General features: G+C 54.3%; 16 protein-coding genes. 13 read left to right on the forward strand and 3 right to left on the reverse strand.

The genetic code is table 11. The annotated features are described in order from the left end of the window. The first annotated feature begins 409 nt into the window (after positions 1-409). The 3 genes from ACTOVJ_RS00325 (at position 410) to ACTOVJ_RS00335 (ending at position 1,508) form a co-directional block, all read left to right on the forward strand. On the forward strand, positions 410-577 hold the full coding sequence (locus ACTOVJ_RS00325) for a YbjQ family protein (RefSeq protein ID WP_449503864.1): 168 nt from the start codon (positions 410-412) through the stop codon (positions 575-577). After that, positions 574-1,041, forward strand: a complete 468-nt coding sequence (locus ACTOVJ_RS00330) for a hypothetical protein (RefSeq protein ID WP_449503863.1) — start codon at positions 574-576, stop codon at positions 1,039-1,041. Before ACTOVJ_RS00325 ends, ACTOVJ_RS00330 begins: the two co-directional genes overlap by 4 nt. Positions 1,042-1,112: 71 nt before the next feature. Next, on the forward strand, positions 1,113-1,508 hold the full coding sequence (locus tag ACTOVJ_RS00335; protein ID WP_449502745.1) for a hypothetical protein: 396 nt from the start codon (positions 1,113-1,115) through the stop codon (positions 1,506-1,508). Between the two features lie 57 nt (positions 1,509-1,565). Here the strand turns inward: ACTOVJ_RS00335 and ACTOVJ_RS00340 are convergent, their stop codons facing one another. Beyond that, entirely contained in the window at positions 1,566-3,380 is a 1,815-nt protein-coding gene (locus ACTOVJ_RS00340; protein WP_449503862.1) for a bifunctional metallophosphatase/5'-nucleotidase, read from the reverse strand. A gap of 411 nt (positions 3,381-3,791) precedes the next feature. Here ACTOVJ_RS00340 and ACTOVJ_RS00345 point away from each other — a divergent pair, with 411 nt between their 5' ends. Genes ACTOVJ_RS00345 through ACTOVJ_RS00375 form a run of 7 tightly spaced genes read left to right on the forward strand, consistent with a single transcriptional unit; the run spans position 3,792 to position 9,028 of the window. Next, the gene (locus ACTOVJ_RS00345) at positions 3,792-4,262 is read left to right on the forward strand and encodes a PTS sugar transporter subunit IIA (protein WP_449501412.1); all 471 of its coding nucleotides are present in this window, start codon (positions 3,792-3,794) and stop codon (positions 4,260-4,262) included. Between the two features lie 47 nt (positions 4,263-4,309). Then, positions 4,310-4,603, forward strand: a complete 294-nt coding sequence (locus ACTOVJ_RS00350) for a PTS sugar transporter subunit IIB (protein ID WP_449501413.1) — start codon at positions 4,310-4,312, stop codon at positions 4,601-4,603. A gap of 30 nt (positions 4,604-4,633) precedes the next feature. Further along, complete coding sequence (locus ACTOVJ_RS00355) at positions 4,634-5,995, forward strand: PTS galactitol transporter subunit IIC (protein WP_449502747.1); 1,362 nt, start codon at positions 4,634-4,636, stop codon at positions 5,993-5,995. A 35-nt stretch (positions 5,996-6,030) separates the two neighbouring features. After that, entirely contained in the window at positions 6,031-6,705 is a 675-nt protein-coding gene (locus ACTOVJ_RS00360; RefSeq protein WP_449501415.1) for a class II aldolase/adducin family protein, read from the forward strand. A gap of 1 nt (position 6,706) precedes the next feature. Further along, a complete protein-coding gene (locus ACTOVJ_RS00365; protein ID WP_449502748.1) occupies positions 6,707-7,360 on the forward strand; it encodes a histidine phosphatase family protein in 654 nt (217 codons plus the stop codon). Between the two features lie 24 nt (positions 7,361-7,384). Continuing rightward, entirely contained in the window at positions 7,385-8,392 is a 1,008-nt protein-coding gene (locus ACTOVJ_RS00370) for a dihydroxyacetone kinase subunit DhaK (protein WP_449502749.1), read from the forward strand. 15 nt (positions 8,393-8,407) lie between these two features. Next, on the forward strand, positions 8,408-9,028 hold the full coding sequence (locus tag ACTOVJ_RS00375; protein ID WP_449504587.1) for a dihydroxyacetone kinase subunit L: 621 nt from the start codon (positions 8,408-8,410) through the stop codon (positions 9,026-9,028). Between the two features lie 61 nt (positions 9,029-9,089). Here ACTOVJ_RS00375 and ACTOVJ_RS00380 read toward each other — a convergent pair whose 3' ends face one another. Continuing rightward, the gene (locus ACTOVJ_RS00380; protein WP_449504589.1) at positions 9,090-10,052 is read right to left on the reverse strand and encodes a sugar-binding transcriptional regulator; all 963 of its coding nucleotides are present in this window, start codon (positions 10,050-10,052) and stop codon (positions 9,090-9,092) included. A gap of 195 nt (positions 10,053-10,247) precedes the next feature. On the opposite strand from ACTOVJ_RS00380, the gene ACTOVJ_RS00385 reads away from it, so the two are divergent. From ACTOVJ_RS00385 to ACTOVJ_RS00395, 3 genes are all read left to right on the forward strand, one after another. Beyond that, positions 10,248-11,222, forward strand: a complete 975-nt coding sequence (locus ACTOVJ_RS00385) for an amidohydrolase family protein (protein WP_449503859.1) — start codon at positions 10,248-10,250, stop codon at positions 11,220-11,222. Between the two features lie 461 nt (positions 11,223-11,683). Next, positions 11,684-13,153 (forward strand): PAS domain-containing protein, encoded by a 1,470-nt coding sequence (locus ACTOVJ_RS00390; protein ID WP_449503858.1) that lies wholly within the window; start codon positions 11,684-11,686, stop codon positions 13,151-13,153. Positions 13,154-13,354: 201 nt separating this feature from the next. Further along, the gene (locus tag ACTOVJ_RS00395; protein WP_449501595.1) at positions 13,355-13,759 is read left to right on the forward strand and encodes a DoxX family protein; all 405 of its coding nucleotides are present in this window, start codon (positions 13,355-13,357) and stop codon (positions 13,757-13,759) included. A gap of 90 nt (positions 13,760-13,849) precedes the next feature. Here the strand turns inward: ACTOVJ_RS00395 and ACTOVJ_RS00400 are convergent, their stop codons facing one another. Next, positions 13,850-14,554 (reverse strand): hypothetical protein, encoded by a 705-nt coding sequence (locus ACTOVJ_RS00400; RefSeq protein WP_449503857.1) that lies wholly within the window; start codon positions 14,552-14,554, stop codon positions 13,850-13,852. Between the last annotated feature and the right edge of the window lie 223 nt (positions 14,555-14,777).

Genomic DNA, 14,777 nt, shown 5'->3' on the forward strand with positions numbered 1-14,777 from the left:
CCCGAGCGTTAGAGAAAGTCAGTTCGCCGTTGAGTGCTCCGCGCTGCCAGCGTGGACGTGTGGCGGTTCCTGCGCCGGAACCTGGAGAGCGGCTCCTGCGCCGGAACCTGGAGATCTGACAGGCATACTGCGGACTTCGGTATTTTCGACACCCTTATTTTGGGTTTTGTCCATATATATGCGCAACGGCCAAAATAAGGGGTGCCAAAATACATTGCGAGGCAGTATGAGGATTTTTTGATGCGAAGTATTGTCCGCTGATGCTACAAGCGCAGGTAGAATAAATGCACTAGTAGTGCAGTGATAGCCTTTGTTATGCCTTGACTGTGCACCTTTCCTGACATGACTACTGCTTGACACCACAAATGCTCAATTCGCCCCTCCCCAGCAATCACAGAAAGGGTCAAGGATGATCTCCGTAATAACACCAACTTTTGACGGCCACCCAATCCCCCAACACAAGGGGATTGTGTTGGGTGACGTATTCCCGGACGTCGACCTTGACGACGAGGCTCTCGGTGCAAACGCTTCGATGATCATGCTCACCGCCTCCAGAACTGTGGCGGTCGTCGAATGATTCTTGAAGCGATTGTCGAAATTCTCCTCGATATTCTGTCCACAGCGCTCCCTGAGAAGTGGAGGCGCGCATTGCGCGCTGCATCCGCTACCGATATGCGCGGTGCAGAAACAAGAGTTCGAGGCGGACTGGCTCATGCGAAATTCCCCTCGGACTTACCGACCCCCATAACCGCAGAATCAGCCACGCAATTATCGAAAACCACCAAGAAGGAACGCAAAGAGGAACCGAATTTCGTGCTGCTCGGTTCGCGCGATCAATGGTTCTACGGCCTACCCATCGTGCGAGTTGACGCTGCAACTTTGCCTAACGAACGTACAATGGAGCTTCCCGCGCTCGGAGAACAGTTCAACGGTCGATTCGTGGTGTTGCTCGATCACCCTCTGAAAGGAAAAGGAACCTGGATGAAAATGGCCGGTAAACAACTCAAAAAAGCTGATGCGGAGCGCCTCCCCACTCTTTAGCATCAATTCGCACGATGCCCCACGCTGTGCCACCATTTACTTGAAACAATTTCTCATTTACTGGAGGCTCGATGAAAATCCGTACACTGATCGCTACGGCAGCTGCTACGCTCATGGCTTTTTCGCTCACCGCATGTGGTTCGAATTCTTCAGATCGCCCATCGAAAGATGCCGTGGTCAATGCGATGCTTTCGTCGCAAGATCAGGTAAAGAAAATCGAAGCGCAGTTAGGCAAAGGCAAAGCTCGTGAACTGGCTCAATGCATCATGGATGCCAGCTACGACAAGCTCTCCACCACCACACTCACAACGTTGACTCAGACGAAGGGCAATGTTCCCAATAAGCCTGAGGACGTGAAGTTGATGATGAACTCCGCGAAGGAGTGTGTGGCGAGACTTGCACCTGACAAGGTGAAGGATCCAAAGCAGACACCAGCAACGCCAGCTTCACCGGCAGAGACGAAGTAAGACGTAAAAAATGAGGTGGCCTCAAACGAGGTCACCTCATTTTTATCACTGTCGTTTTCACTGTCGACGCCGGAGCGCAAGCATCGCACCCATCACAAGTACAACCGCACCGACAGTACCAGCCCATGCAATATTCGCCCCAGTAAACGCTAAGCTCGCCGTTCCTCGGCCGCCGTTTTTCGGAGTGTTATTACCCTGCTCAAGGGCCGATGTCGAAGCAGAGTCCGACGGGGACTGCATCACCTTCCCCTTAACCTCAGGCGATGGGTCGATCTTTTGTTCTTTCTTCTCCGGCTGACCCGTTTCATTTGGTTGTTCATTTGGTTGTTCATTTGGCTGTTCATGTTTCTCTGGCTGACCGGCAGCACACTGGCTCATCTTTGTCAGTTGAGAAACCAATGCGTCAAAATCGGATCCGATAAAACCGGCATCGAGAATGACTTGTGCTGAGGCGAAGGCCGTCACATTGTTTCCTCCGCCAACCACATAGTTGGTGAGACCGAGGGTGAGAATCTGAGTGTCCTTGATGGGCGTCCCATCTGCGAGTGTAAGATCGCTGATTTTTCCGCCGGGTGCCGCGTCTGGATCATACGCAAAGCGTGCTCCCGCCAGGATCGGATAACCGCCGCCTTCCCCTTTCGGTGAAGAGTTAGCTCCTTGTTCGAGCGCTTGACGCAGTTGAGCGCCTGTGGTCTGGATCTTCATCACCTTGTTGTCGTAGGGGAACACGGCAAGGATATCTTTCAAGGTCAGCGGCCCTGCAGCAAGATCAGCCCGCATTCCGCCGGCGTTGAGCCACCCAATTTGTGCCCCTGCTGCTTGACGAAATGCTTCAGCGGCAACTTCTCCCAGTGGTTGTGGTTTGGCCAGCGCGACATCAGAACATGCCACCTCCATCGCGAGTTTCTTCTCAAGCTCAGCTTGATACTTTTTCTCTAGGGCAAGGGCTGCCGGCTCTTGCTTGACATTGCTATCCACTTGGATTTCCTCATGCGTGGCAACCCATTTCCCTTGCGCAGTTGTGGCGAAGTTGATTCGAGCAAGCGACCCATAGTTTCCTTCTGGGGCGACGGCGAAGCGACCGTCAGGAAGCACGGTGACGTCGTTGCCCTCCTGTGCGAACGAATTTTCTTCTCGCAAAACGACGTTGATCTGTGGAACTTCACGTAAGAGACGCATGGCATCGTCAGCACGAGGGAACTGTGCAAGTGCCACAATCACATCGGCGTCCTTCAGCGCGGGAAGTGCAGCTTTCGCCGCTTCAACGTAATCTGCCTGGGCGATGTCTTTGCCTGCTGTCGTCGTTTCCATTCCGAGGGTCAAACCGAGATAGCCGATTTTTACCTCACCAACCTTGCGCACGATAGCAATATTTCCTTCGCCATTGAGGGGTTTACCTCCGACGGAGAGGTTGGAGGACACCCATGGAAATGTTGATGCCGCGATATTGGCTCGGGTTGCCGCGAGTCCGTAGTCGAAATCGTGCTGTCCAAACCCGGCAATATTCACCCCGAGTTGGTTGAATGCTTCAACCATCGCAGTTCCGTGGAAGACAGCCCCAAAGAGTGTACCTCCGCCAAGGTCGCCTCCGAAGGCCACATCCGTGGGGACTGATCGTGCCTTTTGTTCTGCGAGGACGGTTGCCAATCGCGCAATTCCACCGTGATATTCAGGATCGGTTTTCGTTCCTTGTTTCACTGGCCCAATGTCATGCCCGTCTTGGAAGAACACAATCGACGCCTGCGTCGGCTCTGCTTGCACAGTGTGATCACTGGGTTGTGCCGACGCCGGCAATGGCAGCGATAGTGCCAACGCACCTATCGCTGCTGCGGAAATTTTGACAACTGAATTTCTCAAAAGTTGGTTGGTCATCGCGTCACATCCTTGTGGTAGCGCTCAGGCACACATGGCCACAGACTCCGTGAGTCAGCGAGCCTTACTTTAGCAGGTCGAACGATGACAGCTCACACCTGTACGTGTCCTCTTGGCACGAAGGATACCTGAATGAGTTGCTGGTAGTACTGCCTGCAGCCATTTTCAAGAATAAACATTTGTTCATCTTCGATAAATTATTTTCACCAAGACCACTCGCAAAATATGTGAATTACATGGCATTTAAAGGTTTACCGAAAAATTAAATGAACATTTGTTCATGAGGAAATTGTTTTCCGCGCTCACAGACGCCTAGAGTGTGACACACCGGAGATATGAGGCAACCCCTAGGCTCCGAGACACAGTCTCACAGCTCTGGTGGTGAATAACTAACTCAATGAGGAGAAAGTAATGAACCGCGATCTCATCAAGGAAGAATTGATTCAACTTGATTGGCAGGTGACCGATCGAGATGATTTTTTCCACCAAATGGTCACCAAGCTCGAAAAGCTCGGTTACGTTCGACCAAGTTTTCGTCACGCTATTCTCAAGCGTGAGGAAAAATACCCCACCGCACTCCCAACGGCACCGGAAGCTATTGCCATCCCCCATTCAGATATTGAGCACGTGATTACCCCCTTCATCGCGGTGACACGTCTTGCCACTGCCGTTCAGTGGCACGAAATGGGCAACAATGACGCCACGCATCCTGTGCGTTACATTTTCATGCTTGGTTTTACTCACGACGACGGTCACGTCAAAGTTCTCCAGCTACTTCTGAAGAACTTCATGGCTCCCCAGTACATGGAACGCCTTAACGCAGCCACAACTGAAGCAGAATTCTTTGCTGCAGTACGTTCCCTCGATGGATTCGCCGACTAACGTCATTCATTTCACCACTATCAACACTCAATGAGGAGGAGAGAATCATGACAACGAATGTCATTGTCGCCTGCGGAAGCGGCGTCGCAACATCCCAAACAGTTGCAAGCAAGGTCAATCGTCTACTCAAAGAAGCAAAAGTCGATGCATCAGTTCACGCAGTTGATTTGAAATCAGTTGATCGTTACCTCGCAGACGCTGCCGCCTACATCACGATCGTGCGTGACGGAAAGAGTCGAGACATCCCCACGATCAACGGAATCGCATTCCTCACCGGTATGGGTCAAGACGCCGAGTTCGCAAAACTCGTCGAGGCTATTAAAAACTTCGAGAGCAAGTAAGCTCACCCGTTACGAAAAGAGGGCTGACACATGCAAATTCTTCAAAATGTTGTGAATTTCCTGCTCTCACTTGGAGCAGCTATCTTCGTCCCTATCATCATTATCATCGCTGGTCTGATTGTGAAGATGAAAATCAAGGACGCAATTTCCGCAGGTATCACACTCGGCGTCGCCTTCACCGGCATGTCAATGCTCATTAACTTCATGACGTCAGCGATCACCCCGGCAGCCGAGGAAATGGCAAAAACCACCGGTGTGAGCCTGCCAATCACCGACGGCGGTTGGACCACAATGTCGACGATTTCATGGTCATGGCCGTGGGCATTCATTATGTTCCCGCTAGTGGTTGGCATCAACATCGTGCTGATTCTGATCAACAAAACTCAGACTTTCAATGCAGATCTATGGAATGTCTGGGGCAAGATCTTCACCGCCGTCGCCGTTTACTACTTCACCAAGTCAATCTGGCTTGCCTTCCTCTTCGCCACCATTCAAACGATCTTTGAGCTCAAGACGGCGGACTACCACCAGTATCGCGTCGAACAAATGTCGGGAATCCCCGGAGTGACAATTACTCACCGCATGGTATTTCTCGCCGCACCAATGCACTTGCTCGATGTGTTGTTGCGCAAGATCCCCGGGCTGGATCGGTCTTTCAATGCCGCTGACCTTCGCGACAAAGTCGGCATTTTTGCAGAAAATCATGTGCTCGGTTTTATTCTCGGCGTGCTGTTTGGCATCTTGGCTCGTTTCTCCGTGGCTCAAACCCTCACTTTGGGGATTTCAGCCGCAGCTGCGCTCACACTCTTCCCAGTGATTTCTAAGTACTTCATGCAAGCTCTTGAGCCAATTTCCAATGCCATCAGCGAATACATGCAAAAGCGTTTTAAGGATCGTCAGCTCTGGGTTGGCCTTGACTGGCCATTCCTTGGAGGCGCAAACGAAATCTGGTTGGCCGTTATCTGGACTATCCCGATCACTCTTCTGTACTCGTTCATTCTCCCTGGCAATGGCTTGTTACCGTTTGCTGGAATCATCAACGTTGCAATCGCTGTCGCCGCTTACTTCGCCTCGAAAGGCAATATTATCCGGATGCTCATCCAGTGCACCGTTTTCGCCCCGGTATTCCTGTATGTTGGAACGGCTTTCGCACCGATCATGACTGAACTGGCACGTCAAACTAAGGCAATTGATCTCACTGCAAACCAGCTGATTTCAAATTCCAGCACGGACGCCCCGGTTTTCACCTACGCCTTCTCTCACATCCCGCAGGTTATGCAAGGCAACTGGATCCCTCTGGCAATTTTCATCGCCTGGGTGGTCTCATTCGTGATCTACTCACGCGCACTCATCCGCGAGCGCAAAGAAGCAATGGCAGCACACAACGCCTAATCCGCCACTCACACTTTCCATCAAAGGAGCATGACATGCTTGAATCTCTGAAAAAGGATCTCTGCGAGATCGCAAAGCGCGCCCAACACGATGGCCTGTGCAAACATAAGTCAGGAAACTTCTCCATTCGCGATGAGGAAACCGGGCTCCTCGTTGTCTCCCCGACAGGACTTGACCGTGACCTCATGTCCGCCCGCGACATCGTTGTGATGAATCTGGATGCGCAAGTCATTGAAAACGAGTCTGGCTTACGCCCCACGAGCGAAGTCCTCATGCACATCGCCATCTACAACAAGCGCCCAGAAGTCAGGGCAATCGTCCACACACATTCGATGTATGCCACTGCAATGTCTGTGTTGAATCGCCCGATTCCCGCAATCGTCTACGAGGTGGCGAATCTCGGGCTCACCAAAGCGCGTATCCCGGTGGTTCCCTACGCACGCCCCGGCACTCAGGCACTCGCTGACTATGTTGGTGAGGCTGTAATGGAAGCGGACTGCATGTTGTTAGCACAGCATGGAACAGTCGCCGTAGATTCAGAAAATATCTACGAGGCATTCCTCAAGGCTTCCTATATTGAAGAGCTGGCCGAACTCTATCATCACACGCTCACAGCAAACGGTGGCGAAGAGCCTGCCCACTTTGAGCAGGCAGAACTGGGCAAGTGGGCTTATCCTTCCCAGATCACCTTCCCCAATGTGAGGGCATGAAATGGCCACTCATCTCTACCTGATCAGGCACGGGCGGCAGAGCGACAAGCGGTGCAACGTCGATGTGGATCTGTCGCCAGAAGGCCGCGAGCAGGCACGCTTAGTCGGAGAACGCCTGGCTGGGTGGGGGATCGATGCCCTCTTTGCTTCCACCATGATCAGGGCACGCGAAACCGCCACGATTATCGGCGAGGCACTCGGGTTGGGCATGATGGTTCGCCCTGAACTGAGAGAGTTGAATTTTGGCGAAATGGAGGGGCTCAGCGACGAAGAAATCGCTGTCACTTTCGCGGATTTCCAACGGGCGCAGTCTCGTATGGAACTCGATCTTTCCTACCCGGGAGGAGAAAATATTTCGCAGGTTCTGCAACGTTCAATCACTGTGTTCGATGAGATTGCTCGTTGTGATCGCAAGCGCGTGGCGATCGTAACGCACGGGGGTGTCATCCGTGCGATCACTTCACACGCTGCACGTGCCCCGATGTCGCGGTGGCGGAACCTCGCGCGAAATCTTGAGAACAGTTCTATTACCGAGGTCGTTGCCCACGTCTCCTCCACAGGCGTCGACTACCAGCTCGAACGACTCAACGACTATGCACACCTTGAGCCGTACCCCCACCTCCTGCGCTCAGCGTGGGGTGTGGCAGAAAACTAGTGATTGCGTTCAAAGGAGAATGCCATGAAGAAAATTTTGAATACTCCCGATTCTTTCGTTCACGACACAATGGAAGGCATTGCTTTAGCCCACGGGGACAAAGTCAAACTCTTAAATGACGACTTTCGGATATTGGTGTCGAACTATCCTACTCGCGAAGGAAAGGTCGGGATCGTCACTGCTGGAGGCTCTGGCCACCTGCCACTGTTCTTGGGCTACGTCGGGCAGGGAATGCTCGATGGCTGTGCCATCGGCGAAGTCTTTGCCTCACCGTCAGCAGAAAAGATGGCCCAAATGATCCGCGCATGTGATCGCGGCTCGGGAGTGTTGTGCCTTTTCGGTAACTATAACGGCGATCTCTTCAACTTCCGGATGGCAATGGAAGACGTCGAATTCGACGATATCGCTACACGCGCCGTCGTCGTCGCTGACGACATCGCCAGCGCAAGTCACGAGGCAGCACATAAGCGTCGCGGAGTAGCGGGGATCGTCTACGCCTACAAGATCGCCGGAGCTGCAGCCGACGAGGGACGCGATCTCGACGCAGTCGTGGAGGTTACTGAGCGCGCGCTAGCAAATATTCGAACGATGGGGGTGGCGTTGACACCGACAATCGTTCCTAAGGTCGGGAAGCCTGGCTTTACGATTGCCGATGACGAAATCGAAATCGGGATGGGAATTCATGGCGAGGCTGGCATCGAGGTGCGAAAGATGATGCGGGCTGATGAGATCGCGCAGCTCATCATCGCCAAGATCGAGGAGGACATGCCACTTACGGCTTCAGATCGAGTGTCAGTCTTGATCAATGGACTGGGAGGTACTCCTCTCGAGGAGCAGTACATCGTGTACCGAACAGTCCATCGTCGGCTCACCGAACAGGGCGTAACAGTTGTGATGCCACATATCGGGGAATTTGCGACGTCGATGGAGATGGCGGGACTGTCTGTCACTGTCTTTAAGCTTGACGATGAACTGCTTAAGTTACTTCAGGCACCAGCTCGCACCCCGTTCTATACAAACGCCAATAAATAGGAGCGCGAAGCAATCATGGATAACACTACTTTTGCACGAGCATTGCACGAGATTAGCGCTCTTATGCGTCAAAATCGTGATTATTTGATCGAGCTTGATCAGGTCAACGGGGATGGAGATCTCGGTATTTCGATGGATGATGGATTTCGTGCGCTCGACGAATATTACAGTGGCGAGGTTGATCCTGATCTGGGTCAGGGACTTCGAGGCGCTGCCAAGGTACTCAACGCTGCGGCGCCGTCGTCGCTCGGCACGATCTTGAGCTTTGGCCTGATGGGGATGGCGAAATCGTTGCGCGGTCATTCGGAAGCAGATTTGCCGCAGGTGATCGAAGCTTTGGCTGCCGGCGTCGAGAATATTGAGGCAAAAGCGGGTTCGAAGCCAGGAGAGAAAACAATCCTCGACGCATTCGCACCCGCAATCGCAACGCTGCGTGCGTCCGCTACCGCTAGCGCTGACGAGGCGTTCGCCGCCGCAGCGAAAGCTGCCGCCGAAGGATCTGAGCTGACAGAAACAATGACGGCGGTGCATGGGCGCGCAGCATTTACTGCGGCTCGTAGTGTCGGGATACTCGACGGAGGCTCAGTGGTCGGGAAACTGATTATCGAAGGAATCGCGAAGGCTGCCAAGAAGTAGGCGACGCAACGTGGAGCTGGGGCGGATTTTCCTTGATCCCAGCTCCACGCGTTCCACCTTGTCAGGAAACAAGTCGGAGGATTTCGCGCGCGGTATCCGTGTCAGTCACTAGACCAGTGAGAATTCCGCCGCGAATCCCAGAAATAATCGCTTGCGCTTTCCTTTTCGAGGATGCAACACCAATAACAAGAGGAACTTCACGCAGTTGCGCTAACGGCAACGCGATCGTGCGTTCGGTGAGCGATGTGCGGATGACTTCACCCTTTTCGTCATATATTTGGTCAAGAACGTGCCCCACTCCCCCACGATTACGCAAAGCCTGAAGTGACTCGCGGGAGAGTTGTTGGCTGAGCACGTTCGAATCGGATGCTTCCGTTTCGACGTCGGCGACTCCGACGACGGCGACATGCGCACGTGACGCTAGTGCAAGGGTACTCGCCACACGCTCTTCACGTAACAGGGGTTGGAGAAGCGCCGGATTGTCAACGAAAAGTGGAACAGGCATACGGACGCTCGTTGCCCCTAGTTGACCAGCAACCATGTTACAAATGGTCGACGAATCGCGCCCAAATTCTGGTCTCCCGCCGGGCGGTGACCCGAGAAGCTGGACGACGGTGCATCGTGGCTTAGGAACGAAAGGCACGTGACGCGCCACGGCAGCGAGAGAACGTCCGTTTCCCATCGCAATGACTTCGCCGTCGTCGACGACGCTGACGAGGAGGTCTGCTGCAGCCCGACCGATCGCGTCGAGTGAGTCGCCCGAGCTCGGATCCGTCACACGAATCACTTTGAGCGGCAAAAACTTTTTCAGTTCGCTTTCGAGATTGAACAGCAACTCGAAAGGGTGGGAAATCTGGACACGCACGACGCCGATTTTCCGGGCACGATCAAGCAACCGCGAGACACTTGGGCGCGAATATCCGATTTTTTGGGCGATTTCCACCTGCGTGAGCTCGAGGTCGTAATACATTCGAGCTACCTGAAGAAGCAGTTGAATATCCTCGCGCTTATGTTGCCTAGCCATGGGATAAGTCTAATTCCGCAGACAGTTAATGTGAGGAAAGAACCGTAAAGCGGCTCAGAGTTTCCTGTCGAATCAGATGGAAAGACGCCAGAGCAAAGCAAGAAAAACTTTTTACCCGTCAGACAGCTTATTGCTCATTTCCCAACGAGGTATATAATTGAAAAAGAAACTATTAATGCTCGTTCGGGAGGTCACATGCACACAGCAATTGATACGCACGCCCACGTTTATCCAGCTCATTACCTGGATATGTTGGAAGAGGCTGGCGTCGATCCGGCAACCACCAAGATCGCCCGCAACCTTAACGCCGATTCGACCGACGAGGACATCACTCGTCGCCTTTCATGGATGGATAAGGCAGGCGTCCAGACCCAAGTAATCGCCGTTTCCCCTCAAATTCCATCGGGCACTGACGCTGGCCTTTCAGCCAAAGCGGCACGTTGGATCAACGAGGAGTACGTCCGCCTCGTTCACGATTACCCTGGCCGCTTCCTCGCCTACGGCGCACTGCCATTGCCGTTCGTCGAAGAATCTTTGACTGAGCTTGAGTGGATCGCTGCTCGCGAAGAATTCGTTGGCGTTTCGATTACTGCAGTTCTCCCTGGGGGAATGTCAATCACCGATCCTTCGCTCGCGCCCGTGTGGGAGGCACTCAATGAGCGCAAGATGATCGTCAATATTCACCCCACCGGGTCCGGCGCACATTCGCCGATGATCAACGATTTCCACCTTGAGTGGGTCAACGGCGCACCGATGGAAGACGCGATCGCGGTGCTTCAACTCCTCAAGCGCGACTACCCGCACCTGTACCCGAATATCCGTTTCCACGTGGCGCACCTGGGCGGCGACCTCCCCTTCCTTGCCCAGCGCATCGAGGATAACTTCTCCGACTGGGGTTCGTTCCCGCGTTCACCAGCGCAAACAGTTCGCACAATGTGGTTCGATGCTGCGAACTTCCACGAGCCTTCGCTGCGAATCGCCGCCGAATACTACGGCGCCACTCAGATCCTCGGCGGCTCGGATCACCCGTACTTCCAGGATGAGAAGTACGTGCGCGCATTCGATTACATTCGCACGTCCAAGCTCGACGACGCCGATCGCGAGCGCATCCTCGCGCTCAACGCCGCCGATCTATACGGCATCCCCGCACCAGACGCTGTGCAAGAGTAAGCATCGCGTGGTTGCCGTCCTGGGATCACGGCGTCTCGATGTTCCCAAGAAGCAGCCCGACGGCGGTGCAAAATATCGAGCAGTGAATCCTTTGCATGTAAATTTCGCTTTTTGAGCACAAAAACATGCTTGGAACGGGCGGCAACTACTTTCTTATAAGGGGGTAACTTTGTACCCGGAATCGGTAACTCCACTAAACTATTCTTCACACCTACCCCGAAGATTCTTTCCTTGTTCCTGATCGACGGCACCGCCACCGCCGGCCACCGCCGGCGCGTGAACACTAGCACATCACCTTTTTTCGATACCTATTCGGGATAGCACCGGCACAGAATTGGTAGAATTCCAGAGTAAAAACCTGCCCACAGATGAGCAGGAAACACTCAGCGGGCACCACCGGCAGTGGCAAACGAAAACGCGCACCGCCGTCGTCGAACCGGCTGACAATCAAAGGAGCGCACGTGGCAGTCGAACCAACAGGTGAAATCCAAGACTTCGCGCCCGAGGAGCTGTTCTTCTCAGCAACAAACACGAAGGGCGTGATCCAGCTAGCGAACGACGTCTTCCGCAGGCTCTCGCGCTACCCCGCCGAAGCACTCGAAGGCGCGCCACACAACATTATCCGCCACCCGGACATGCCCGGCGCAATCTTCCGCATGATGTGGGACGCGATCGAAGCCGGTCGCCCGTTCGCCGGATACGTTCTCAACCTCGCGGCCGACGGCTCCGAATACGACGTATTCGCTACCATTACCCCGCTCCCCGATGGCTCGGGCTACCTCTCGGTGCGGTCCAAGCCCGAACGAGATGATCTCTACGCGGCCGTGATCGAGTTGTACTCAAAGGTCCGTGCCGCCGAGCGCGAATGGATCGCCACCGGCACTAACCGCCGCGAAGCCGCAGAGCGCGGCGTTGAGCTTGTCGAAAACCTTGTGCGCGACCTCGGCTACGCCTCCTACACCGAGCTTCAAAACGAACTTCTGCCTGCCGAAGTCGCCGCTCGCGAAACTGCCACCGTCACTTTCCCCCTGCGCGAGGGCACCTCTCAGCTCCACGAAATGCTCAGCCAGGTCAGCGCCGAGTATGCGGTGCTCGACGCCTCAATGACACAACAAGACGAGCTGGCTCGCATGTCGACGCGGTTGGGTGAAGTTGTGGGCGATGTCCGCGCCGACCTTGCGCAGGTGAAGTCCGTGGCCGATCGCTTCCGCTCTGCGGCAAGCATCCCCACCGACAGCGAAGCGAAAGCTCCGGCCGAGGCCGCTATGGACACGCTCCTCGTATGGAATCAGATGCAAGATGTGACCGGGCGTTACTTGGAAGGTTTGATTGAGCAGTTCTCCCAGCTTGATGAGCAGATTGCTGGAGCACGTTTCCATATTGCAATGTCGCGTATGCATTCAAACACTGCCGGTTTCTTTCTCTCCGAGCTGATCGACACGGGTTACGACGCAAAGATCGGCATTCCGGGCGAAGCTGCCGGATTTGCAACTCGTACCTTTGCCGAGGCAGAGGGCGATGTGCCGGAGACCGAAGAACAAAAGGCCGTGCGTGAGCGCCTTGAGTCGCTCGAAATGCTCTCACAAGTCCTCACAGAAGACGTTGAGGTACTCCGCCGCGATTCGGCAAAATACCACGAACTCGCTGACTCGGTGGCCGCCTATCTTGACGAAGTTCGCGTAGCTGTGTCCGTGCCGCGACAGCTCCTCCAGCTGTGGCAACTCTCGGCACGACGCGCTGGCATGGGCGCTGAAGGACGAGATTTGGCCGACGTGGTCGAGGCTGCAGTGGAACACGCCGGCGCTTCGCTGGCACGTTTCGAGACCTTCAGCCACGAACTTACCCGTCGCTCGCGTGGAGTGGATTTCGAGGAGCTCGCGCAAATCGTGCTTCAGATTCATGCCAAAGTGTTGATGATGGAAGCGGCGTAGTTACTCTGCATGGCAAAGCTAGCTCGTATCCGAGTCGGATTAGCTGCCACACTAGCTTAACCGCCCGGCTCAATACGGCTACGAGCAAAAAACGAGCAACCGATACCCATATTTATTGAAATCTGAACTACAATGAGTGTGGGAGATTATTCAACGGCTGCCCGGCTCTGTAGTCGGCTCAGCTCAACAGATAGGAAAATCATGAAACTCTCGACTCTCGTGAATTTCGCAGGCCGCGTTGCGCTCGCCGCACCCTTTATCATCCTCGGTTCAGAAGCCGCGCGTGAACCTGGTGCCCGCGTGAATGCAGTCAAAAAAGCGCCAATCAAATTTGCGCAAGATCATGCCGACGAACTCGTTCGCTTCAATGGCGCAGCAATGGTCGCTGGCGGTCTCGGCGTCGCATCAGGTGTTTTACCTCATGCCGCAGCACTCGGACTCGTCGCTGCAACTGCACCGACGACCCTAGCTGGACATGACTACTGGAATATCGACGACGAATCACAGCGCCCGAACCAGCGCATCCACTTCTGGAAGAACGTCGCAATGATCGGTGGCGCCTTAATCCTCGCCTCGCAGTACACCTGCAAAAAGGCGAACAAGTAAAATATTCAGCACAGTGTAAGTGTGGGGACTGGCTCTTGCCCAGTCCCCACACTTACACTTGTCATCGAACTCCGCTGTCGCTGAACATCCCTACAGAGCGCTGCGAGCAGTCGATGCGGTAATGAACAGACACACCGCTAAACCAATCCCAAAGCTCCCCCAGAACTGTAGGTTCGCGCCACGAGTAGCACGATCTAAAATCGTTCGACGCATCGGAGCAACCGGTGCGTTATTCGACAGCTGACGTGGATGTCGGCGCAATTTCTCGATTAACGCTGTCTGTGACGCTGTTACTTCCTCGATATCCGACAGCTCTCCTTGCCCAACGAAATCTTGCTTGAGCGCCAACAACGTCCCCACCTTGGGTTCTTCAACTCGCCCTTTACCCATCTGACGCAACAAAATAATTGAACGAAATGGCTCTCCACCGTCGGCAGGCACGGCCACTACCGGCACAAGAAGCCCACGATTGCCACCACTAGTGACATAGCGCAGCTCCTTCGACTCCGACGTGGCAAGTGTCCGGGCAACGACGGGGATATTATCGCGCACGCGGTTATCCTTCCACAGTAGCCAAACCCCGCCCATGACGAGGAGCAAAATCAGCACCGGGCACATCGCAAGGAACATCGTCATCAGCGTCAGCTCAGCGGAGAATAAAATAAAACCGAAGAGCGTACCTGCCACAGCACCCACCAGCAACATCGTCACCACACGGCGAGCGACCTCCACCGGACGGTTCGCATCAATCCCACCTTCCGACATCTTCCGCACCAGCGCAGTATGCGATGCCATCGCTCCTCCTTCTCCGAGCCAGTTTTCTTCCGACGCCGGATCTCGTTTTTCCTCTGTCGATTAGGGCGACCAGCAACAGATCCGTTTCTGATCAAACAACCTAAGTGTGCCAAATTTGGCGCTAGCGTGCCGGATCGTTTACTCCCCAGATCGTTTACTCCCCAGATCGGATCGTGTGGTTTATCGCGTCCGGATTAAGCACGCTGCCCTCTCGCAAGGCTCA

This window comes from Arcanobacterium sp. (ex Cirak et al. 2026) (genome assembly GCF_053585065.1).